Origin of the sequence: Mucilaginibacter sp. (genome assembly GCF_039925265.1) — a bacterium.
In the GTDB taxonomy this organism is placed as follows: domain Bacteria; phylum Bacteroidota; class Bacteroidia; order Sphingobacteriales; family Sphingobacteriaceae; genus Mucilaginibacter.
In genome coordinates this window covers 1-20,658 of the sequence record NZ_JBDSZG010000036.1, presented here as the reverse complement: position 1 = coordinate 20,658, position 20,658 = coordinate 1, and the positions used below count along the sequence as shown (strand labels likewise).

Annotated in this window: 15 protein-coding genes and 1 tRNA gene; 3 read left to right on the top strand and 13 right to left on the bottom strand. The window is 47.4% G+C overall.

Features of this window, described 5'->3' with window-relative positions; genetic code table 11:
- Positions 1 to 107 precede the first annotated feature (107 nt).
- Positions 108 to 698, top strand: coding sequence for an NlpC/P60 family protein (locus ABIX36_RS16690; RefSeq protein WP_348083301.1), 591 nt, complete (start codon positions 108 to 110; stop codon positions 696 to 698).
- A 58-nt stretch (positions 699 to 756) separates the two neighbouring features.
- Positions 757 to 1,680, top strand: coding sequence for a TIM barrel protein (locus ABIX36_RS16685; protein ID WP_348083300.1), 924 nt, complete (start codon positions 757 to 759; stop codon positions 1,678 to 1,680).
- Between the two features lie 86 nt (positions 1,681 to 1,766).
- Here the strand turns inward: ABIX36_RS16685 and ABIX36_RS16680 are convergent, their stop codons facing one another.
- From ABIX36_RS16680 to ABIX36_RS16630, 11 genes are all read right to left on the bottom strand, one after another.
- Positions 1,767 to 3,515, bottom strand: coding sequence for an ATP-binding protein (locus tag ABIX36_RS16680; RefSeq protein ID WP_348083299.1), 1,749 nt, complete (start codon positions 3,513 to 3,515; stop codon positions 1,767 to 1,769).
- Positions 3,512 to 4,645, bottom strand: coding sequence for a sensor protein KdpD (locus ABIX36_RS16675; protein ID WP_348083334.1), 1,134 nt, complete (start codon positions 4,643 to 4,645; stop codon positions 3,512 to 3,514). Before ABIX36_RS16675 ends, ABIX36_RS16680 begins: the two co-directional genes overlap by 4 nt.
- Positions 4,646 to 4,770: 125 nt before the next feature.
- Complete coding sequence (locus ABIX36_RS16670) at positions 4,771 to 5,337, bottom strand: K(+)-transporting ATPase subunit C (RefSeq protein WP_348083298.1); 567 nt, start codon at positions 5,335 to 5,337, stop codon at positions 4,771 to 4,773.
- 12 nt (positions 5,338 to 5,349) lie between these two features.
- The gene (gene kdpB / locus ABIX36_RS16665) at positions 5,350 to 7,383 is read right to left on the bottom strand and encodes a potassium-transporting ATPase subunit KdpB (protein ID WP_348083297.1); all 2,034 of its coding nucleotides are present in this window, start codon (positions 7,381 to 7,383) and stop codon (positions 5,350 to 5,352) included.
- Positions 7,384 to 7,392: 9 nt separating this feature from the next.
- Positions 7,393 to 9,111, bottom strand: coding sequence for a potassium-transporting ATPase subunit KdpA (gene kdpA, locus ABIX36_RS16660; protein WP_348083296.1), 1,719 nt, complete (start codon positions 9,109 to 9,111; stop codon positions 7,393 to 7,395).
- A gap of 345 nt (positions 9,112 to 9,456) precedes the next feature.
- Entirely contained in the window at positions 9,457 to 11,430 is a 1,974-nt protein-coding gene (locus ABIX36_RS16655) for a KUP/HAK/KT family potassium transporter (protein ID WP_348083295.1), read from the bottom strand.
- Positions 11,431 to 11,693: 263 nt separating this feature from the next.
- Positions 11,694 to 13,031 carry a sigma-54 dependent transcriptional regulator gene (locus tag ABIX36_RS16650; RefSeq protein WP_348083294.1) on the bottom strand — a complete coding sequence of 446 codons (1,338 nt, stop codon included), beginning with the start codon at positions 13,029 to 13,031 and terminating at the stop codon, positions 11,694 to 11,696.
- Between the two features lie 165 nt (positions 13,032 to 13,196).
- On the bottom strand, positions 13,197 to 16,532 hold the full coding sequence (locus tag ABIX36_RS16645) for an error-prone DNA polymerase (RefSeq protein ID WP_348083293.1): 3,336 nt from the start codon (positions 16,530 to 16,532) through the stop codon (positions 13,197 to 13,199).
- Positions 16,529 to 18,028 carry a DNA polymerase Y family protein gene (locus ABIX36_RS16640; protein WP_348083292.1) on the bottom strand — a complete coding sequence of 500 codons (1,500 nt, stop codon included), beginning with the start codon at positions 18,026 to 18,028 and terminating at the stop codon, positions 16,529 to 16,531. The genes ABIX36_RS16645 and ABIX36_RS16640 overlap by 4 nt, the downstream gene beginning before the upstream one ends.
- A 2-nt stretch (positions 18,029 to 18,030) precedes the next feature.
- Positions 18,031 to 18,861, bottom strand: a complete 831-nt coding sequence (locus ABIX36_RS16635; protein ID WP_348083291.1) for an Error-prone repair protein ImuA — start codon at positions 18,859 to 18,861, stop codon at positions 18,031 to 18,033.
- A 6-nt stretch (positions 18,862 to 18,867) separates the two neighbouring features.
- Positions 18,868 to 19,248: a hypothetical protein gene (locus tag ABIX36_RS16630; RefSeq protein ID WP_348083290.1), complete on the bottom strand. Its 381-nt coding sequence runs from the start codon at positions 19,246 to 19,248 to the stop codon at positions 18,868 to 18,870.
- A 291-nt stretch (positions 19,249 to 19,539) separates the two neighbouring features.
- Here ABIX36_RS16630 and ABIX36_RS16625 point away from each other — a divergent pair.
- Positions 19,540 to 19,616 (top strand) — tRNA-Ile (locus ABIX36_RS16625).
- 200 nt (positions 19,617 to 19,816) lie between these two features.
- Here ABIX36_RS16625 and ABIX36_RS16620 read toward each other — a convergent pair.
- Positions 19,817 to 20,446: a hypothetical protein gene (locus tag ABIX36_RS16620; protein ID WP_348083289.1), complete on the bottom strand. Its 630-nt coding sequence runs from the start codon at positions 20,444 to 20,446 to the stop codon at positions 19,817 to 19,819.
- Positions 20,433 to 20,658, bottom strand: a 226-nt coding sequence (locus tag ABIX36_RS16615) for a helix-turn-helix transcriptional regulator (RefSeq protein WP_348083288.1), incomplete at its 5' end; no start/stop codon positions are given. The genes ABIX36_RS16620 and ABIX36_RS16615, both read right to left, overlap by 14 nt.

Below are 20,658 nucleotides of genomic sequence, written 5' to 3'. Positions count from 1 at the left end.
AGCATGGTTCATTCCCCCTGCTTTGTTTTACACGGAGGGAAGTACCAGGCAAAACAGTCTTTAGCGCGATATCCAAAACTAAACTGCTGAACTGGTGTAGTATAGGCATGAAACGGATCCTGCTATACGCCATATTACTCATTGCTGCCATGGGTTGCGGCGGCCCCGACGAGCCAACTTATGTAATAACCAGCGCAGGCGATACCGTTAAAAAAACGCCGGAAGGTATTATACAACCGCCCGCGCCGGATAGCGCCGGGCAAACAACCCGTATTGTAACCGGGCAAACCACGCCTTTAGAACTGGTTACCTTTGCAAAAACGCTTATCGGCGTGCCCTACAAATATGGCTCGATAGACCCTGCCGAAGGTTTTGATTGCTCGGGATTTATCACCTATGTTTTTAACCATTTTGGTATCGCGGTACCCCGTACATCGGAGGGTTTTACCTATTTGCACCGCGAGGTGAACCTGAAAGATGCCAAAACCGGCGATCTGGTACTCTTCACCGGCACAGACAGCACTGTGCGCGTGGTTGGCCATATGGGTATTATTTTAGCAACGCCCGGGCAGGAACTGCGGTTTATCCACTCCACCTCCGGCCACGATAACCTTGGCGTTACCGAAACCCCCATGAATAGTTATTATGTGGGCAGGTATGTAAAAACGGTTAGGGTTTTTGAAGAGAGCGGGCAATAATCCCTCTTTGCCATTCCGCCCGTTTACGCTATCTTGCTACCTCCAAATAAACCTATATATGAAACGCAGAAACTTTGTGCAAAGCTCGGTACTGGCGGGTGGTGCCTTATTAGCCAGTGGTGTTTTAAAAGCCGCTACATCCGATAAAAACACTTCATCCGCCGCAGGCAAAACTTTCAATTTAAACTATGGCATCCACGATGGTATGTTTAAAAACCACGCTGGCGATGATTTTGTGGAGCAGATAAAGTTTGCTTACGAGCAGGGATTCCGCGCTATTGAGGATAATGGCATGAGCGGCCGACCTGTGGAGCAGCAGAAAAAGATAGGCGACACTCTGGCTAAACTGGGCATGGCTATGGGCGTATTTGTGCAGCCTGGACTAAGCAACGACGGCAATATGCTGGCATCGGGCAAGGCAGAGCATACCGAAAACTTCATTAAATCGTGCCAGCAGGCGGTGGAAGTAGCCAAGCGCATCAACAGCAAACTGGTAACGGTTGTGCCCGGCGATTTTGAGCGCAAGCTGCCTATTGGCGTACAAACCGGGCATGTGATAGAAGCTATTAAAAAAGGAACCGCCATATTTGAACAGCATGGTCTTATTATGGTATTGGAACCCCTGAGCGACAACCCCAACCTGTTCCTCCGCACGCCCGATCAGGCTTACGAAATTTGCAAAGCCGTTGGCAGCCCAAACTGTAAAATACTGTACGATATGTATCACGTACAGCGTAACCAGGGCAACATCATCCCTACCCTTGATCTTTGTATCGACGAAATTGGCTATTACCAAATTGGCGATAACCCGGGCCGTAACGAACCCGGCACAGGTGAAATGAACTATAAAAACATTTTCAAACACATTTACGATAAAGGCTACCGCGGCGTAATGGGCATGGAACACGGCAATGCTGGTAAAGGTAAAGAAGGCGAACTGAAGCTGATAAGAGCTTACCGCGAGGCGGATAGTTTTATGTAAAATAGTCCATGGACCATAGCTGATAGTTCATAGCAAAACGAGATTGGAATCAAATCCAGCTTCGTCTATGGACCATCTGCTATGGACTAACTGCCCGGCAAGCTAAAATAAAACCTGCTCCCCTCGCCTATTTCGCTTTCTACGCCAATGGTGCCGCCTTGCGCGTTGATGAAATCTTTGGAGATAGCCAGGCCCAAACCCGAACCTGACTTATTCTGGCCATCGGTTGGTACCTGGAAGTAGCGGTCGAACAGGCGCTTTTGATAGGCTTCATCTATGCCTTTGCCGAAATCCCTTACGGAGACCTCCACCTTGTTGTTTTTAGCCGCCACCTGTATCACTATCTTAGATTTTTCGGCGCTGTAACGTAGGGCATTGGAGAGGAAGTTCACCAGCACCCATGCCGTTTTTTCAATATCTACGTGTACCTCGGGCAGGGTATTATCTTGCACTATTTCTAAAGTCACCTTTTTTTGCTCCGCCTGGAATTTAATGGAGGTGATGGCATAATCAACTATCTTCATAGGGTTTACACGCACAAAATTCAGTTGAATATTGCCTGTTTCCACCTGTGACAATTCAAGCAATTCGCTCGTGATCTTCAGCAGGCGGTCGCTATCGTCTTTTATGTGCGCTATCAGTTGGTGCTGCTCGGTGTTCATCGCCCCTACCCGGTCATCATTCAACAACTTAAGGCTCATTTTTATGGAGGCGATGGGGGTTTTCAACTCGTGCGAAATGGTGGCGATGAAGTTTGTCTTCGCTTCGTCGCGCTCCTTAAATTCGGTGATATTTTTGAGAATGTACACTTTCCCTGCCGACCTGCTGGCAAGCTGCAAAACATCAGCAGGTTCGTTTACATTGGGCACCACAATACTGCTACTCTGCAATTGAAAATATGCCTCCCGCCCATCCAAAACAACCTTTAACTGTTTAACAGTGGCCTCATCCCCAATGATGGAGCGGAACAGGTCGTTGCCTTTGATGAGCGCATCGGTGTTTTTACCTACCACTTTATCATCGCTGATATTAAGCGTTTTACGGGCAGCATCGTTCATAAAAAGCACCTCCCGTTTTTCGTTCACACCGATGATGGCATCCTGCATCTGCTCAATAATGGTTTCGATGCGCCGCTTCTCTGATATCACCGTTGCGAGGTTACTGTTCTCCCAATCGTTCAGTTTTGCCGCCATGGAGTTGAAGGCATTGGCGACATCGGCAAACTCATCGTTCTCCTCAAAATACAGGCGCTTATCATAATTCTTCTGCCCTATCTCACGGATACCCTCCACCAGTGCCTTTAATGGGTTGGCAATAAACCCGGGGAAATTCACACTGAAACTAAACAGCACCATAAAAGAAAAGCTGCCTACCAGGCCCAAAATAAAGGTGGCGTTATCCACTTTGCTGCGGGCGCTATCGTCCTTGCGTACGATAGCCTGCATATTAATGCGCTCAATCTCGCTAAGGAGATGCCTTGCTTCCTTTTCTACCGCCTGTTGCCCGGCAATATTCTCACTGCCGGTTTGTAAAGCTAAGAAAGTGGCGCGCAGTTGCTGCGTTGGTTTTTTTTCGCCGGGCTCGGTTAAATTATGCTCCTGACTTTGCAGGTAGGTATTGAATTTTTTTGCTGCAACTACACCAAGTGGCAGGCTGTTTTCGTCGAGCGTGTTCCGCATTTGGCGTACAAAGCCAAGCGATTTATAATTGTCCTTCAGGATCCCTTTCGAGCTTTCCGAAATATCGCGCAGGTAAAATAAGGCGGTAGCGCCAAATGCCAGCACCACTACAAATAAAAAGCCGAAGCCTAACCGGAGTTTAGTTTTTACTTTCATGATAATATAACCAGGTCCGTTTCCGTCGCTGCAATTTTGTTGAGTAATTCGTTAAATATAGCCGTTCTTAATATCACCTGCCACAAATTTAAATGGGGCTTGCCTATGCAGATGGTGGTGACTTCCTTCTCTTCGGCTACCTGCATAATGGTTTTAGTGATGGCGTCGCTTTTTATTTTGATGAGTTCGGCACCAAGTTCGGTTGCCAGTTTAAAATTATTGATGAGGTGGCGCTGTTTATCCAGTTTTATCCTATCCAGGCTTTCGCTGCTGCTTTGCACGTAAAGCACTATCCAGGGCGAACGGTAGTACGAGGCCAGTCGCGCCGTTTTGCGGATCACAATTTTAGCGGTTTCGGCATTGGAGGAAATGCAGGCCAAAAACTTTTCGGGCCGCAGCTTGATCTGTTTGGGTACCTCAACGTTTATCTTCCGCTCCAAGTGATGGGCTACCTCCTTTAAGGCGATCTCGCGCAGCTGCAGGATCTTTTCGTTACGGAAAAAGTTTTGCAAGGCGGTAGCTACCTTAGCCTTATCGTAGACCTTGCCCTCTTTTAAACGGCTGATCAGCTCATCTGCGGTCAGGTCGATGTTTACAATTTCGTCAGCCAGTTCTAAAACCTTATCAGGCACGCGCTCAGTGATGGCGATGCCGGTGATGGATTCAATCTCTTCGTTCAGGCTTTCCAAGTGCTGAATATTTACAGCAGTTATAACGCTGATACTCGCCTCTAAAATATCCCGTACATCCTGCCAGCGCTTGCTGTTTTTGCTGCCCTCCATATTACTGTGGGCAAGTTCATCCACAATTACCACTTCGGGGTGCCGGTTAAGGATGCCCTGCAGGTCCATTTCTTCCAGCTCTTTGCCTTTGTAAAATATTTTACGGCGGCTAATGAACGGAACGCCCGCCAGCAGGGCATGTGTTTCGGCCCGGTTATGGGTTTCTATGTAGCCTATTTGGATATCAATACCATTTTTGAGCAGGGCATGCGCCTCCTGTAGCATCCGATAGGTTTTGCCTACACCGGCACTCATGCCAATGTAGATCTTCAGCTTACCGCGCCTGCTTGTCTTCACCAGTTCGATGAAGTTTTTTACGGAGTCGTCTTTATGTTCCTGCTCTTTCATTACCATTCTTTCAACTATCGTCATCCCGAATTTATTTCGGGAACCCACCTGCGTTTCCGGCCATCCAAATCCGGTTACTTTGCATGTGGGGTGCTGAAACAAGTTCAGCATGGCGTGGTGGTTATTTACTTTTTAAATTCATCAAGCGCTACGTTCAATTTCAGCACGTTCACTTTGGCTGGTCCAAACAGGCCTAACAGTGGTGGTTCGGTATGGGCGGCAACCAAATCAGTAACTTGTTGTGCGGTTAGTTTACGGTTATCAGCGATGCGTTTGATCTGTATTTTGGCAGCATCCGGTGATATATCCGGATCTAAACCACTGCCCGATGCGGTCACCATATCGGCGGGAATTTCGCTGCGTTTTAAATACTGGTGGTATTTAAGCAGGGTATCTATACGGCTGGCAACATCTTTCAGGTAATCGGGGTTGCCTGGGCCTTTATTGCTGCCTGCTGAACCTGCTGCATTATAACCAACAGCCGATGGCCTGCCCCAAAAGTATTTTTGCTGGGTAAAACTTTGGCCTTCGTTGGCATAGCCAACTACTTTGCCATTTACAGATATGGTTTCGCCATCGCCCCGGCCTTTAGAAAGTTTACCGGCAAAAGAAATAAACACGGGATATACTACGCACAGCAGCACAATGAGTACTAATGTAAGGCGTATGGATTTTACAAGATTGTTTTTCATGATTACTAATTATTAAAAAGCTAATGAGATAAGTAAGTCGATCAGTTTGATACCGATGAACGGCGCGATAACACCGCCTAAACCGTAGATAAGCAGGTTACGGCGAAGCAATGCGCTGGCACCGATAGGTTTGTATTCCACACCTTTTAAAGCCAATGGTATCAGCATTGGGATAATGATGGCGTTAAATATCACCGCCGACAGTATAGCGCTTTCCGGACTGTGCAGGTGCATGATATTGATAGCCTGCAAAGCGGGGATAGACGCGATAAACAAAGCCGGCACAATGGCAAAGTACTTGGCTACGTCGTTAGCGATGGAAAAGGTAGTAAGCGTACCACGGGTGATGAGCAACTGCTTGCCTATCTCCACTATCTCAATGAGCTTGGTTGGGTCATTATCCAGATCCACCATGTTACCGGCTTCTTTGGCGGCCTGGGTACCGCTGTTCATGGCTACGCCTACATCTGCCTGTGCTAATGCCGGGGCATCGTTTGTACCGTCGCCCATCATGGCTACCAGGCGGCCGCTGGCCTGCTCCTGTTTAATGTAGTTCATTTTATCCTCGGGCTTAGCCTCGGCTATAAAATCGTCCACGCCGGCTTTTTCTGCTATAAATTTGGCGGTAAGCGGGTTATCGCCCGTAACCATTACGGTTTTGATCCCCATTTTGCGCAGGCGTTCAAAACGTTCGGCAATGCCGGGTTTAATAATATCCTGCAATTCTATGGTACCTAAAACCACTTCGTTTTGCGCTACCACCAGCGGCGTACCACCGTTAGAGGCTATGGCCTTTACCCGTTCTTCTACATCGGGAGAGAATTTGTTGCCTGCGGCTACCGACATATTCCTGATAGAATCGAAAGCGCCTTTGCGGATGCGCAGGCCTTCTTTTGTATCTATACCGCTGGAGCGCGTTTCGGCGGTGAATTTGATAAATTCTGCACCGGCTGGTGCGGTAAGCGAAATTTTCATATCGCTATGTTGCGCCAGCTCTATAATAGATTTTCCTTCTGGGGTTTCATCGGCAAGGGAAGAAAGTACAGCAGCCTTTACCAAAGTTTCGGGCAATACGCCGGGGGCCGGCCAAAACTGGGTGGCTTTACGGTTACCTATGGTGATGGTACCTGTTTTATCAAGCAGCAGCACATCAATATCGCCGGCAGTTTCTACCGCCTTGCCCGATTTGGTGATCACATTGGCCCGCAGTGCCCTATCCATCCCCGCAATACCGATGGCCGATAACAGGCCACCGATAGTTGTGGGAATTAAACAAACGAAGAGCGAAATTAACGCTGCTATAGTGATAGGGGTATTTGCATAATCGGCAAAGGGTTTCAGCGTAACGCATACGATAACGAATATCAGCGTAAAGCTGGCCAGCAGAATAGTTAAAGCTATCTCGTTCGGTGTTTTCTGGCGCGATGCACCCTCTACCAGGGCAATCATTTTATCCAGAAAGCTTTCGCCCGGCTCGGTGGTTACTATTACTTTAATATTATCTGATAGCACCTTGGTACCACCGGTTACCGATGATTTATCACCCCCAGCCTCGCGGATAACCGGGGCAGATTCGCCTGTAATGGCCGATTCATCTATCGTAGCCAAACCTTCAATAATTTCACCATCGGTTGGGATGGTATCTCCTGTTTCGCAAACAAACACATCCCCCTTGCGCAACTCGTTGGATGATTTGCTTACAATGCTGCCGTCTTTCAGCAAAACTTTGGCTGGTGTTTCCTCGCGGGTTTTGCGGAGGCTGTCGGCTTGTGCCTTACCACGTGCTTCGGCTATGGCCTCGGCAAAGTTGGCAAACAACAGGGTGAGCAACAGCACAATGAAGATGATAAGGTTATAGGTAAACGAACCCTGGCCGGTGTGCAAAAAACTGTACACACACATGTAAGCCATAATTACGGTGCCCACTTCTACGGTAAACATCACCGGGTTGCGCAGCATTACCTTTGGGTTCAGTTTAATGAACGACTCTTTCAGTGCAGTTTGCACCAGGGCCGGTTCGAACAATTTATTTGATCTGGTTGTCATGATTTAATATTATTTAGGCATTGAAAAGAACTCTGCTATAGGCCCTAAAGCCAGTGCAGGGAAATATGATAATGCGTTAAGTACCAATATTACAGCGAAGGTCATCAGGCCGAAGGTTACGGTATCCGTCTTCAGCGTACCTGCCGATTCGGGGATGAATTTCTTTTTAGCCAGCAAGCCCGCAATAGCTACCGGGCCAATAATTGGCAGGAACCTGCCCAGTATCATCAGGATGCCGGTGCTTACGTTCCAAAAGATGTTGTTATCGCCCAATCCTTCAAAGCCGGAGCCATTGTTGGCGTTGGCCGAGGTCATCTCGTACAGCATTTCGCTAAAACCGTGGTAGCCGGGGTTATTTAACCAGGCCGATGGCTTCACGGCCCATTCGGCATTGCCGTGGCTGGTGAAAACAAAAGCCGCTATTGCGGTACCAGCCATAATTAAAAACGGACTAAGCAGTGTAATTAAAGCGGCGATCTTTACTTCGCGCGCTTCCACCTTATGGCCTAAAAACTCGGGCGTACGGCCCACCATCAGCCCGGAGATAAACACCGCGATGATGAGGTAGATGAAGTAGTTGAGAATCCCTACACCGCAACCACCAAAGAAACCGTTGATCATCATGCCCAACAACTGCCATAACCCGGTAAGGGCCATTGTGCTATCGTGCATACCGTTAACAGAACCTGTAGATACGATGGTGGTGAAAGTACTCCAGTAAGCAGTGGCTGTTGGCCCGAACCTTACCTCTTTGCCTTCCATAGCGCCGGTTGGCTGCGAGATACCCATTTTGGCAATGGCAGGGTTGCCCCCTGTTTCGCTGCTTATACTTGGGATGAGGAGCATTAGGGCGCCTATCATCATTACACCAAATATTACCCAGCCTATTTTTTTTCGGCCGATAAAATAACCGAAGCACAGTACCATCGCTATCGGGATGATCATCTGTGATACGATCTCGGTGATATTGGTTAAGTAGTTGGGGTTTTCCAGCGGATGGGCAGAGTTTGCACCAAACCAGCCGCCACCATTAGTACCAAGGTGCTTAATAGCAATCATTTGTGCGGCAGGTCCGCGCGATACGTGTACGGTATCGCCCTGTAGAGAAATAAACTGATCTTTACCGGCATAGCTGCTTGGCGTACCGTTAAAGGTTAGTATTAACGCTACCACAATTGATAATGGCAACAACAAGCGGGTGATGGCTTTTACAAAGTAATTCCAAAAGTTGCCCAGGTTGGTAGTGGTTTTATCGCGAAAGGCTTTAAAGAAAGCAACCGCGCAGGCAATACCCGTAGCCGCACTGGTAAAGTGCAGAAACATAAATATAAAGTGCTGTATTAAATAACTGGCTCCGCTTTCGCCACTGTAGTGCTGTAAGTTACAGTTTACTACAAAGCTGATGATGGTGTTAAAGGCGAGGTCGGCGGTCATGCCGGGGTTGCCATCGGGGTTTAGGGGTAGTTTATCCTGATGCATTAAAACAAAAAAGCCGTAAACCAGCCAAAGCATGTTGATGCACATCATGGCCTTTAAAAACTGTTTCCAGTCCATAGCCTCATTGGGGTTAATGCCGGAAAATTTGTAGATGCCGTTTTCGAGGGGTTTCATAAAATCGGTCCATACCTTTTCGCCGGCGAACATTTTTGACAGGTATTTGCCCAGTGGGATGCCGATAACCAGCATCAGCACAAAGGAGACCGCTATTCCTAATAATTCTGTGTTCATTGTGTTATAGGTTAAAATTTTTCGGGTTTAAGCAGCACGTATACCATGTATAAAAAAACTGCGATGGAGATAATGAATAATGCGATCATGATGTGTTAGATTTTTTCGAACCAGTCGATTGATTTAAAAATTACCCAGCTTATCAAAAGCATGGCGAGGAAGAGAATTATGGTGATCATTGTCTTATTATTTTCATCACCTATGCCAATAGGGATACCACTTTCGCGGATTTATTTATAAAATATTAATAATCAGATATTTAAATACAAAACACACCGTGCCAAAAAAGCTATAAATCAAAAAACCCATCCGTTTTGGAAGGGTTGCTTATCATAAGTGAAAAGATCAGGCGTGGCCTGAGGGCGCTATCTTTTTTAAGTTGAAATAAGATACGGGGCTTACCACCAACGGTATTTTTTCTACCCGGGTTTCGCTCGTATCAAGCCCGAACGCTTTGGCATCCGATTGGGCCAACCGCTTAATGGCAAAATAGCTGTTCAATATAAACCCTTCTTTGGCGCTGAACTCATTTTCGTAGGAGAGGAATTTCTCCATCAGCACAAACTGGAAATCAGCCGCCATGTGGTATTGCTTTAATGATGGGTAACGGCTCGTGATATCCAGCTGTTTATTGGCCACCATCTCCTGCACCACCTTGCGGAACAACACATTAATCCGTGGTTGAATCCTGAAGCCGAGACGGAACTCCACCCGTATCACTTTATCCTCCTTTAGTTCCTCCACGCTGTATTCCATCGTAAAAGGTTCGTCGGTACGTTCTATGTGTAAGAACCAGTAAACATCGGCTCTTTTGGGCTTGCGGCTGAGGATGGAGTAGATGATCTTCTGCTCTATCTGTTTACTGTTGTTGGCTTTAGTAAGGTAGATAAGATGGGTGGAGAATTTGGATATGGTGGTATCCCCGCTTAAAGCGGTGAGTACCGGGAGCTGGTCGGCCAGATCTACAAAACTCAGGAACCGGTTGTTGATCTTCCGCGCCCTAAACCAGATGTACATGGTAAATATCAGCCCTACCTCGAAGCCCACAAAGAATAACCGCTTCATAATTTTGATGGCGTTGGCCACAAAGAAGGATAACTCTACCGAAAGAAACATGCACAGAATAATGGTAACGAGCCATACCGGCCAGTGCATTTTGTAGCGCATAAAATAATACATCAGTATGGTGGTCATCAGCATGGCAATAGTAATGGAGAAACCGTAGGCCGCTGTCATGGCTTCGGATGTTTTAAAGTAAAGGCTCACCAATATACAACCTATACAAAGCAGCCAGTTGATGCTTGGGATATAAATTTGTCCCCGAATATTGGAAGGATATTTTACAGTGATACGTGGCCAAAAATTCATGCTAATGGCTTCGCTGATAAGGGTGAATGAACCGCTGATAAGCGCCTGGCTGGCAATAATGGTAGCCATGGTAGCCACAATAACCGCCGGGATGATAAAGCCATGCGGCACAATAGCGAAAAAAGGATTTACGCCATTCACAATATCCGGGTTGGCTTGCCTTAACACCCAGGCACCCTGGCCAAGATAGTTGAGCAGTAAGGTGGTTTTTACAAAGATCCAGCTTACCTGGATGTTCTTACGCCCGCAGTGCCCCAAATCCGAGTATAAAGCCTCGGCACCTGTAGTACACAGGAACACCGCGCCCAGCAGCCAAAAACCCTTTGGGTGTTCTACCAGCAGATGGTAGGCGTAAACGGGATTAAAAGCCTTAAATATGGTGGGGTATTGCACTATTTGCGCAGCACCTAATCCGCCCAGCATCAGGAACCAAACCAACATAATAGGCCCGAAAGCAGCGCCCACCACATTGGTACCAAACTGCTGAAAAAAGAACAGCAGTATGATAATGATGATCACAATAACGAGGATAATAGTACTCCCCGGGATGATCACATGCGATAAAGCAGGCACCAGCCCAAGCCCTTCTATAGCAGAGGTTACTGATATAGGTGGTGTAATTATACCATCTGCCAGCAAAGTACCCGCGCCAATGATAGCCGGGATAGCCAGCCATTTGCCGTAGCGTTTTACCAGGGCAAAGAGGGAAAAGATTCCGCCTTCGCCACGGTTATCGGCTTGTAGGGTAATAAAAATGTATTTGAAGGTGGTTTGCAGGGTGAGTGTCCAAAAAACGCAGGAGATAGCGCCAAGCACCATAAACTCGTCAGCGCGGCCACCTTCTTTTAAAATAGTTTGCAGTGTGTATAAGGGCGAGGTACCTATATCACCAAAAATAATACCGAGGGTAACTAAAACACCACCCGCAGAAAGTTTGCGTAAGTGGCTCATAAGCTATAATGATTAAGGGTTAATATTGGATTAATTTTAACCGGTAACCCATAAGTGCAATAGTTTGGGGGCAAAGTGTAATTATTCATGCCCAGCCGCCTGCAACGCCTATACCAAAAATAAAAAAACGCTTATACGCGCTGTAAAGGCACTTTAAAAATCACAGGCAAGCACAACCCTACCAAAATGGAAGGGTGTGTTTTTCATTTTGGCAGGGTAATTTTTCTATTTCGGTATTGCTATTTCCATTTTGGGGTGGCTGGCTATTTTTCCAATTCATACTCGTCAATTTTACGGTAGAGAGTGGTCAAGCCGATGCCTAACAAGCGGGCTGTTTCGGTTTTGTTACCTTTGGTATAGTGGAGTATTTTATTGATGTGATTTTTCTCGATGGCCGAAAGCGCAAAGGAGGGTGGCGAACTATCTAAATGATCATAAAAATCCAGCGGAAGCAGGTCGGCTGTCAGTGTGTTGCCATCGCAGATAATTACCGCACGTTCGATGATGTTTTTCAGCTCGCGGATGTTCCCCTTCCAGTTGTGTTTCTCCAAACCGGCGAGAAATTCCGGGCTCATCTCCCCTATCTTCTGTCCCACCTTGCGGGTGTATTCTTTCAGGTAATGCTTTGCTAATAAAGCGATATCATCGCGGCGCTCGTTTAAGGATGGCAGCGTGATCTGGAACACGGATAAGCGATAGAACAGGTCCTCCCTAAAATTACCTTTGGCTATTTCGCCTTCCAGTTTGCGGTTAGTGGCAGCGATGATTCGCACGTTTACTTTAGAGGTTTTGGTATCACCTACTTTAATAAATTCGCCCTGTTCTATCACGCGGAGAATTTTGGCTTGCAGGTTGATATCCATTTCGCCTATCTCATCCAAAAACAGGGTGCCGCCGTCGGCTTCTTCAAAAAGGCCCTTTTTATCTTTTAAAGCGCCGGTAAATGCACCCGCCTTGTGCCCGAACAGCTCGCTCTCCAGCAGTTCCTTACTAAACGAACTACAGTTTACCGCCACAAAGTTCTCGGTTTTACGCTTACTGTTGTAGTGAATGGCATGGGCGAAAACCTCTTTACCCGTGCCGGTTTCACCAAGCAGTAACACGGTGGTATCGGTAACTGAAACTTTTTTAGCGAGATCGATAGCGGCATTAATGGCCTTTGAGCGCCCTACAATACCTTCGAAGGTAAACTGCTTTACAATTTTGTTTTGCAGCTTAAATACCTGCAGTTGCAACTGCGCTTTATCCATGGCGCGGACAAGCATGGGTAAGATCTTATCGTTATCATCGCCTTTGGTGATATAATCGAAAGCGCCATTTTTGATGGAGAGCACGCCATCGGCAATGGTACCGAATGCGGTAAGGTTGATCACCTCCACGTATGGCTGTTTTTCTTTTATCTGTTTTACCAGCTCAACGCCGTTTACGTCGGGTAGTTTCACATCGCTTATCACTACCTGGATCTCTTCCTGGGCTAAAATTTTCAGCCCCTCCTTACCGGTATACGCCTGGAAAACCTTATAGCCCTCCAATTCGATGATGCGGGTTAAAAGGCCGTTCAGCTTTTTTTCATCATCAATAATAAGTATATTTTGTTGCATGGTAAAAGATGTAAAACAGCGTATGCCCCAAACTTATGCCAAGTTTTTTATTTATCGGCCTGTTGCATAAAATTAGCCTAAATTATGGGGAACACAACATACATCCCTTATCATTATAACATGCTTTTTTTCAAAATGGAAGGGTTAGGATGCTCAGCAAAGTACTTATTTAAAATTACGCCCCTTATAAAAAACCTCCCTGGAAGAACTATCCTTATTGGGTATTTTTTTGGTTGAGGGGAACGGATTGGTGGTTTCATCAGCACGGGAAAGCGTTAGCACGGGTAGTTCCTCCTTTTGATTAACGGTTAGTCCGCGTAAAAGCGGGGTAAGGTTATGGCAACGGCTTACAATTACGTGCACCACTTCTCCCTCGCGTTGTAATTTCCCCTCTACCATCAGCAGCCGCGCCTGCAATATCTCCTTACGATATTTATCAAACATATTTTCGAACACCACCAGGTTAGAGAAACCCGTTTCGTCTTCTATCGTTATAAAACATACGCCTTTCGCGGTACCCGGACGCTGGCGCACCAACACCAGCCCCGCCACCCGCACCGGTGCGCCATCGCTGATGGCATCCAGTTGCCCGGTGGGCAGGATGCGTAGTAAATTTAACTTTTCGCGCACAAAACTTACGGGGTGTGCCTTTAGCGATAAAGAGGTAGATGCATAATCCTGCACCACATGCTCGCTTGGTGCCATCAGCGGCAGCTCTACCTGTGTTTCGGTAAGGCTTTCTGATGGCTGGCCGGCAAAAAGGGCAACGGGCATATCTGCCAATGCTGCCACTTCCCATAAAGCCTGCCGCCTGTCGAGCCCCATGGAGCGGAAGGCATCCGCATCGGCAAGTTTTTCCAGCGCCGACTGAGGTAACCCTGCATCCCTCAGGGCAGTAATACTTGTATATTTTTCCTTTCTTACATCAACCATCGGCTGCACATCTTCCTCTCGGAGGCCTTTTACCTGCCTGAAACCGATCCGAAGCGCACAGTATTGCCCGTCTTTTTCTTCCAGCAGGTTATCCCAGGTGGAGTAATTTACATCTGCCGGGCGCACTATAACGCCATGCTTGCGGGCGTCTATCACAATTTGCGCGGGCTGGTAAAAGCCCATAGGCAGGCTGTTGAGCAAAGCGCATGCAAATACATCCGGGTAATAACATTTAAGCCAGCTGGATACATAAACCAGCAGCGCAAAGCTTACCGCATGGCTCTCCGGAAAACCATAGCTACCAAAACCTTCCAGTTGACGGAACACTCGTTCGGCAAATTCCGGCTTATAGTCTCTATCTACCATCCCTTTAATTAACTTTACTTTAAAATCGCTCACCATGCCTTTTGCCTTAAAAGTTGCCATACTGCGGCGAAGCTCATCCGCCTCGGTAGCTGTAAAACCTGCTGCAACCATGGCAATCTCCATCGCCTGCTCCTGGAATAAAGGCACGCCTTTAGTACGGCCTAAAATTTCTTTTAATTCGTCTTTGGGGTATACTTCCGGCTCCTTACCCTCACGGCGCCGCAAATATGGGTGCACCATATCGCCTTGTATAGGTCCCGGGCGAACGATGGCCACTTCTATCACCAGATCATAAAAACACCTTGGTTTCAAACGTGGCAGCATGGACATTTGCGCACGGCTCTCTATTTGGAAAACCCCAAGCGTATCGGCATGGCATATCATGTCGTAAACTTTTGGGTCCTCCACTTTATTAATTTCTGCCAGCGTAAGGTTAAGTCCGTAATGGTCTTTAGCGAGGTCGAAAGCCTTGCGGATACAGGTGAGCATCCCCAAGCCTAGTACATCCACCTTTAAAAACCCCAGCGCATCAATATCATCTTTATTCCACTCCACACACGTACGGTTCTCCATCCGCGCGTTCATGATGGGGCACAGTTCAGATAGTTTTCCTTGTGTGATAACAAAGCCTCCCGTATGCTGCCCCAACTGCCGCGGGAAACCTATCAACTGCCCGGTTAACTGCAGCACCTTGCGCAGGTGCGGGTCGTTCTGGTTTAGCCCCTGCTCTTCAAGCCCGCCATTCAGCAGCCATTCCTCGCTAAAATTCCATACCGAGCTTGATACCCGGTTAATCGTATCTACCGAAAGGCCCATCGCCTTACCTACATCGCGGATAGCACCCTTGTGCCGCTCCTGTGTAACGGTAGCCACTATGGCCGATCTGTCCCGCCCGTACTTTTCATAGATGTATTGGATCACTTCTTCACGGCGTTCGTGTTCAAAATCCACATCAATATCAGGTGGTTCGTCGCGCGCATCAGACATAAATCTCGCGAAAAGCAAATTAAACTTAGAAGGGTCTACCGAGGTGATACCTAAACAATAACACACCACCGAATTTGCCGCCGAACCACGCCCCTGGCAAAGGATATTCTTACTGCGGGCAAAACGCACATAATCATACACGGTTAAAAAGTACGAAGCATAGTTCTTCTTCTCCATAAAGGCCAGCTCCATGTTAATGCTATCACGCACCTTTTCGGGGATGCCATCTTTGAATTGTTCGTTGGCGCCCTGCCAGGTGAGGTGCACCAATTCTTCCTGCGGGCTACGGCCTTCGCTGGTAATTTCTTCGGGATAAATATATTTAAGGCTATCGAGCGAGAATTGACAGACTTCTGATATTCGCTGCGCGTTCCAGATAGCCTCGGGATACTGCCGAAACAGGCGTTCCATCTCTTCAATACGCTTCAGGTGCCTTTCGGCATTTTGGTTGAGGCGAAAGCCTGCGGTTTGGATAGTGCACTTTTCGCGCACGCAGGTTAAAACGTCCTGCAATTCGCGCCGGGCGGGTTCGTGGTAATGCACATCATTGGTAGCCGCCATCGGGATGTTCAACTCATCTGATAGCTGCGAAAGCCGGTAGAGTTTTTTATTATCATCGCCACTGTATGACCAACTCGCCGCCAGATATAAATGATCGCCCAATGCACTGCGGTACTCTTTTAAATGCTGCCTAAAAGATGGCTCGAAGTTAAAAACGGCATCCAATTCTGCAGGTGGGATAACGATGAATTCTATCCCTTCGGCATGTTCAAATACATCTTTTTGATAAAGGTGGCAGTCGCCCTTTTCGGCGCGCAGATTGCCTACCGTAAGCAAACCCGATAGCCGGCTATAAGCTTTTATATCGGTAGGGTAAGCCAGCAGACTCGGGCCATCCAGCAAATCGAGCCGGCAGGCGGGAATAAAGCGGATGGGTTTTAATTTTTTTTTGGCTTCTCCCTGCTCTCCATCAACAGCTACGCTTTCAGTCCTCCCCTCTGCTGCTCCCGCTTGCTTCTCTGCCTCTTCTTTTACTTTAGCGTTCCACTTTTTTGCTGCTACATGGGCACGCACAATGCCTGCGAAGCTATTTCGGTCTGTTATCGCGATAGCATCATAACCAAGTTTTGCGGCATGTTCTACCAGTTCCTCGGGATGCGAAGCGCCACGCAAAAACGTAAAATTGCTGGTTACCTGTAATTCTGTATAGCTCATGCGAAAAAACCGTGTATAAACCACTGATCGGAGGTTTCGCTGGCGTAATGCCCTAAACGGAACAGCCAGTAGCGCTGGCCATGCTCATCCTCCACATTATAATAATCGCGGTGTTGTCCGCCTTCCAGCCACCATTCGCATTCAATGCGTTCGGGGCCATCGGCTTTTTTGATATTGTAGCGCTTGCCTTTATATACAAACAATATAGGCGGATAATCGGGCGAAGGGTAAGCCACTATAATAGGCTCGGGCCGGGGCAATAACTGCGTTGGGCGGGGCTTATCGCTGCGCCAGGCAATAGTGGGCTTATCTTGTAAAGTAGCCGCTTTAATAGACCGCTCGGGCCAGTAATGCTCATCGGGCAGGTAACGGTGTATGGCCCCCACGCCCACCTTGCCAGCCAGCTTATCCAACAGTTCTGTAACCGCCAGGGCGCCCAACCCCGGTTTGCCGGCCCAAAGAGCTTCCTGCACCGGGTCTACGTCCTCTACCTTCGGCGCTTCCATTACAAAAAGTTCTATCCCCAAAGCCGGCTCTATCATAGCTATCTTTAATTCGAACAACTTAAAAAGGTGGCTTGTGTTGTAAGTGGCCCGGTTGGTACCAATATTTGCCTGCACCAGTTTACCATCTATACGGTAGCATTTTAAAACAGCGGTCCGCAAGCCTTTACCCTCGCTTTGCAAGCGTTTACAAAGCCCTTCTAAAAGGTATTTTATGGCAATCTCTATCCCAACAGCGGTGCGGATAGGCTCCAGGCAGGGCAGCCGCTCCTGGTATGGTGCTATAATGTGGATAGGCGTAAGCACTTCATCCGCCTGCCCCAGCGCCTGCGCCAATTTTAAAAGCAACTCCTCGCCAAAACGCCTGCGTAACACCGAGCGTGGCATACCAATGAAGCTTTTTATTTGAGTTAGCCCAAGCTTTTGCAGCCGCTGCAAAATAAGCGGCTCTAACCGTAAAGCGGCAGGTGGCAACGGTAACAGGGCCAAGGTGTGCCCGCCCGGTTCGATAATAGGCCTTACCTGCCCAAACCGCGATATAGCCCACGCAGCGCCAACCGTATCGGCCATGGCAGCGCGCACCTCATACCCTTTGCTTCTAAAACGGGTGACGACCTCTTTAAGATAAGCATTTTCGCCTCCCCAAAGGTGCGTACAGCCGCTTACATCCAATATCAGCCCATCGGGCATATCTATGGCGATGATGGGAGTATAGCGGATGCACCATTCGCCCATGCCCCTTAATAATTTGGCGGCACGGCCGGGTTTATCGTCAAACACCTCCAAATTGGGCACTATTGCCCGGGCATCCGCCACGGGCATACCCATGTTTATACCCTCTGCCAATGCCGGTAAGTTTGCGGCTGTCACCAGCATCCGCCCGTGATTGGGCGCGGAGAAAACAAAGGGCAGCATTTTCAGTTCAGGCCGGCGGATGGTGAGCCAGTCCGCCAGTAAATAACGGAACCATATGGTAACAAAACGCTTTTGCATGGCTAACCCACATTTAGTAAGTGCTCTTGTAATTCCATTTCATCTGACTGCTTGCGCTGCTTTAAAAACTTGCCCGAAACCCGGTCCATTACCCAAGTGCCAGGACTGCCGTTACTTACTTTTTGTACCCGTACTTCCGGAACGTAAGCAGGAAGAGTAACAAATTTATTGGCGACCCACTCCATCACCCAGGTACCAGGGCTGCCGTTACGTACTTTTAACAGTTCCACATTCCAGCGCGGGAACCCCACTCCCGGCATACTGCCCTCTAAGCGGCTTGGCACCGGGGTTACCCGCCAGCGGGCCACGCAGGCGGTAGGGCTAAGCTTACGAACATCATTACGAAGGATAAAGCCCGTAACCCTGCTTTGCTCCACCGCCAGTTGCAAGCGGCGCGATTGTGTAAAGCTGATATGTTGCACCTCGGCGATCACCGCCGAAAGTCCTTCGCATTTCAGGGCTTCTTCTGTTGCCCAAAGCACGTCGCGTTCGTGCTTCAGGTCGATAAAAATGACCCGGTCGGGCTCTATCCCAAAAAGCTTTAACGCAGGCGGGAAAAGATTCCGGCATCTGCTTATCCATACACAAGCACCACCCTGGTGCATCAGCGAACTGAGAATACCTCCAACAAAACCACTGCTTGCCGCCGCGTGACTGGGGCCCTCGCTCAAAAACTCGTGCACCGCCCCTACCGGAAAAATACCATTCGGAAAAGCAGCCTCCACCGGACCAAACCCCATACCACCGGCACTACCTGTTGGGGTTTTAAAGCCCTGCAGCACCAAAATATCTTTTTGCAGCCTGTTGATGATGTCTCTCCTGGTTTCGGGCATGGCGTTTCAGTTTAAAGTAGGTGCACGAAAAACCGGCACAAACAAACCCATATAAGCTGTTAAATAGACGATCATGTGCCGCCCAATTGCTTCGCCGATAAACTGTAGCGCCTGCCCGGTTAAAGGACTTTTATAATACGGATCCCTGGTTTCAGCATCGGGTTCGGCGTAGCGCGGGTAAAGATCACCTTCTGAGACCCTGGCGTTACGGTCGTACCATTGCCCGTCTTCCAACTGCAGCGTTAGGGTTGTAAAGTTTTTCCCGTTATGAAATTCAACAATAAACTGCGGCGTGTACGGCATATCCCATTGTTCGGGCGGCACCTCGTCCACCTGTATCCGGGTAACCCCCTGGCTCAATCCCACGTCGATGTAAAACTCTTGCATATCAAATATTCTACAATAATAATGCTAAAAATATTAGTACTTGTAAACTTTTTGTAAATAATTTTTCAGGAGGATGTTGAATAAAGATGTGACCACCCAAACATTTTTGGGAGCAAAGCCAACAGAAAACAAGTAAGCAGGGTGTTACTTCGCAAAGTAGTGGCTGTAACCCTTAAAACAAATCACCTATAAAACAGGCAATTATAACCCCGGCGGAAAAAATGAAATGATTTTTGTAATTCCGGCTGCATTTTCACATATTTGCAGCCTCGAAAATAACCACTATTTTCAGCGCCTATAGCTCAGTTGGTTAGAGTAGAAGACTCATAATCTTTTGGTCCCTGGTTCGAGCCCAGGTGGGCGCACCAACTATAAAAAAAGCCATTTTCTTGTTAAGAAATGGCTTTTTTGACTTCTAAGAGCAGGTTTTTCGTTACTTGCGGCACTGACTTGGCAGTCGTCCATTCTCAGGATTTACACGATTTTTTGTTTAGTTACACTCATGAATATTACAAATTTGTTACAGCCTTGTATGCTCAACCGATGTAAAATGGCTACAACAGGCGCATTAACTGTTGATTTTTGATGTATTTAGTATCACTCCCCGGTACAAACGATAAAAGAACATGGGTAGAAATACAAGATTAAGCAGTAAGACTCCTGTCACTATTTGGAAGCCGGCTGTGGGGTAATGGAGCGATTTAAAAATTGCGCCAACGGAGATCAGCAATGCAGCAATGAATCCTGCGACTACTCTTATATTATACCCCAGGGTATGAGATTTCCAATGTTTTATTGAATTTGAAAACAAGATAACGGCAGTGGTGATTATCAAAAATAAAGCGATTTGGAATAAGATGGAAGCGCCCGACCAGTGCATGGTTTTGAACATAATAACAGTAGAAATACAAAATACAGTTAAAAAGCTGGATAAATAAATGATACGTTTCATGTTTGTCTGTTGATTATAGTTTAAAATTAAATAAAGTTCTTCCTGTATTTCGCGCATCCCATTGGGCGTAATGGCTCGAAATGCAATGTTATAGGCCGATTCAAAATCAGCCCCGGTTACTAATATTTCTTCAATAAAACAGCAATAATGGTCGAGCAGCTCGTTTTGAAGGTTATTATCGGTAACCCCATCAGCTATGACGCGGTTAAGTATTATCATTACTTGCCCATCGTTAAGCTGTTGCATAGGATTTTGACGGCTGTGGGGTAATTAATTGATGAATGGTTTGTAAAAATGCCAGTAATTCGTCTACAGATGCTTTGGCAGATATTTTTCCGGACGGGGTGAGGCTATAATATTTACGGACCCTTTTACCGATAAATACTTCTTCTGCAACTAATAATTTATCTGCTTCCAGTTTATGAAGTGCGGGGTAAAGTGAACCCTCTTTAACCAGT

What these genes read in the sequence shown, in the direction of transcription:
- ABIX36_RS16635 (WP_348083291.1), bottom strand. Translation starts at nt 18,861, where the DNA reads ATGCCCGAAACCAGGAGAGACATCATCAACAGGCTGCAAAAAGATATT.
- ABIX36_RS16650 (WP_348083294.1), bottom strand. Translation starts at nt 13,031, where the DNA reads ATGCAACAAAATATACTTATTATTGATGATGAAAAAAAGCTGAACGGC.
- ABIX36_RS16655 (WP_348083295.1), bottom strand. Translation starts at nt 11,430, where the DNA reads ATGAGCCACTTACGCAAACTTTCTGCGGGTGGTGTTTTAGTTACCCTC.
- kdpA (WP_348083296.1), bottom strand. Translation starts at nt 9,111, where the DNA reads ATGAACACAGAATTATTAGGAATAGCGGTCTCCTTTGTGCTGATGCTG.
- ABIX36_RS16670 (WP_348083298.1), bottom strand. Translation starts at nt 5,337, where the DNA reads ATGAAAAACAATCTTGTAAAATCCATACGCCTTACATTAGTACTCATT.
- ABIX36_RS16640 (WP_348083292.1), bottom strand. Translation starts at nt 18,028, where the DNA reads ATGCAAAAGCGTTTTGTTACCATATGGTTCCGTTATTTACTGGCGGAC.
- ABIX36_RS16630 (WP_348083290.1), bottom strand. Translation starts at nt 19,248, where the DNA reads ATGCAAGAGTTTTACATCGACGTGGGATTGAGCCAGGGGGTTACCCGG.
- ABIX36_RS16680 (WP_348083299.1), bottom strand. Translation starts at nt 3,515, where the DNA reads ATGAAAGTAAAAACTAAACTCCGGTTAGGCTTCGGCTTTTTATTTGTA.
- ABIX36_RS16675 (WP_348083334.1), bottom strand. Translation starts at nt 4,645, where the DNA reads ATGAAAGAGCAGGAACATAAAGACGACTCCGTAAAAAACTTCATCGAA.
- ABIX36_RS16645 (WP_348083293.1), bottom strand. Translation starts at nt 16,532, where the DNA reads ATGAGCTATACAGAATTACAGGTAACCAGCAATTTTACGTTTTTGCGT.
- ABIX36_RS16620 (WP_348083289.1), bottom strand. Translation starts at nt 20,446, where the DNA reads ATGCAACAGCTTAACGATGGGCAAGTAATGATAATACTTAACCGCGTC.
- ABIX36_RS16690 (WP_348083301.1), top strand. Translation starts at nt 108, where the DNA reads ATGAAACGGATCCTGCTATACGCCATATTACTCATTGCTGCCATGGGT.
- kdpB (WP_348083297.1), bottom strand. Translation starts at nt 7,383, where the DNA reads ATGACAACCAGATCAAATAAATTGTTCGAACCGGCCCTGGTGCAAACT.
- ABIX36_RS16685 (WP_348083300.1), top strand. Translation starts at nt 757, where the DNA reads ATGAAACGCAGAAACTTTGTGCAAAGCTCGGTACTGGCGGGTGGTGCC.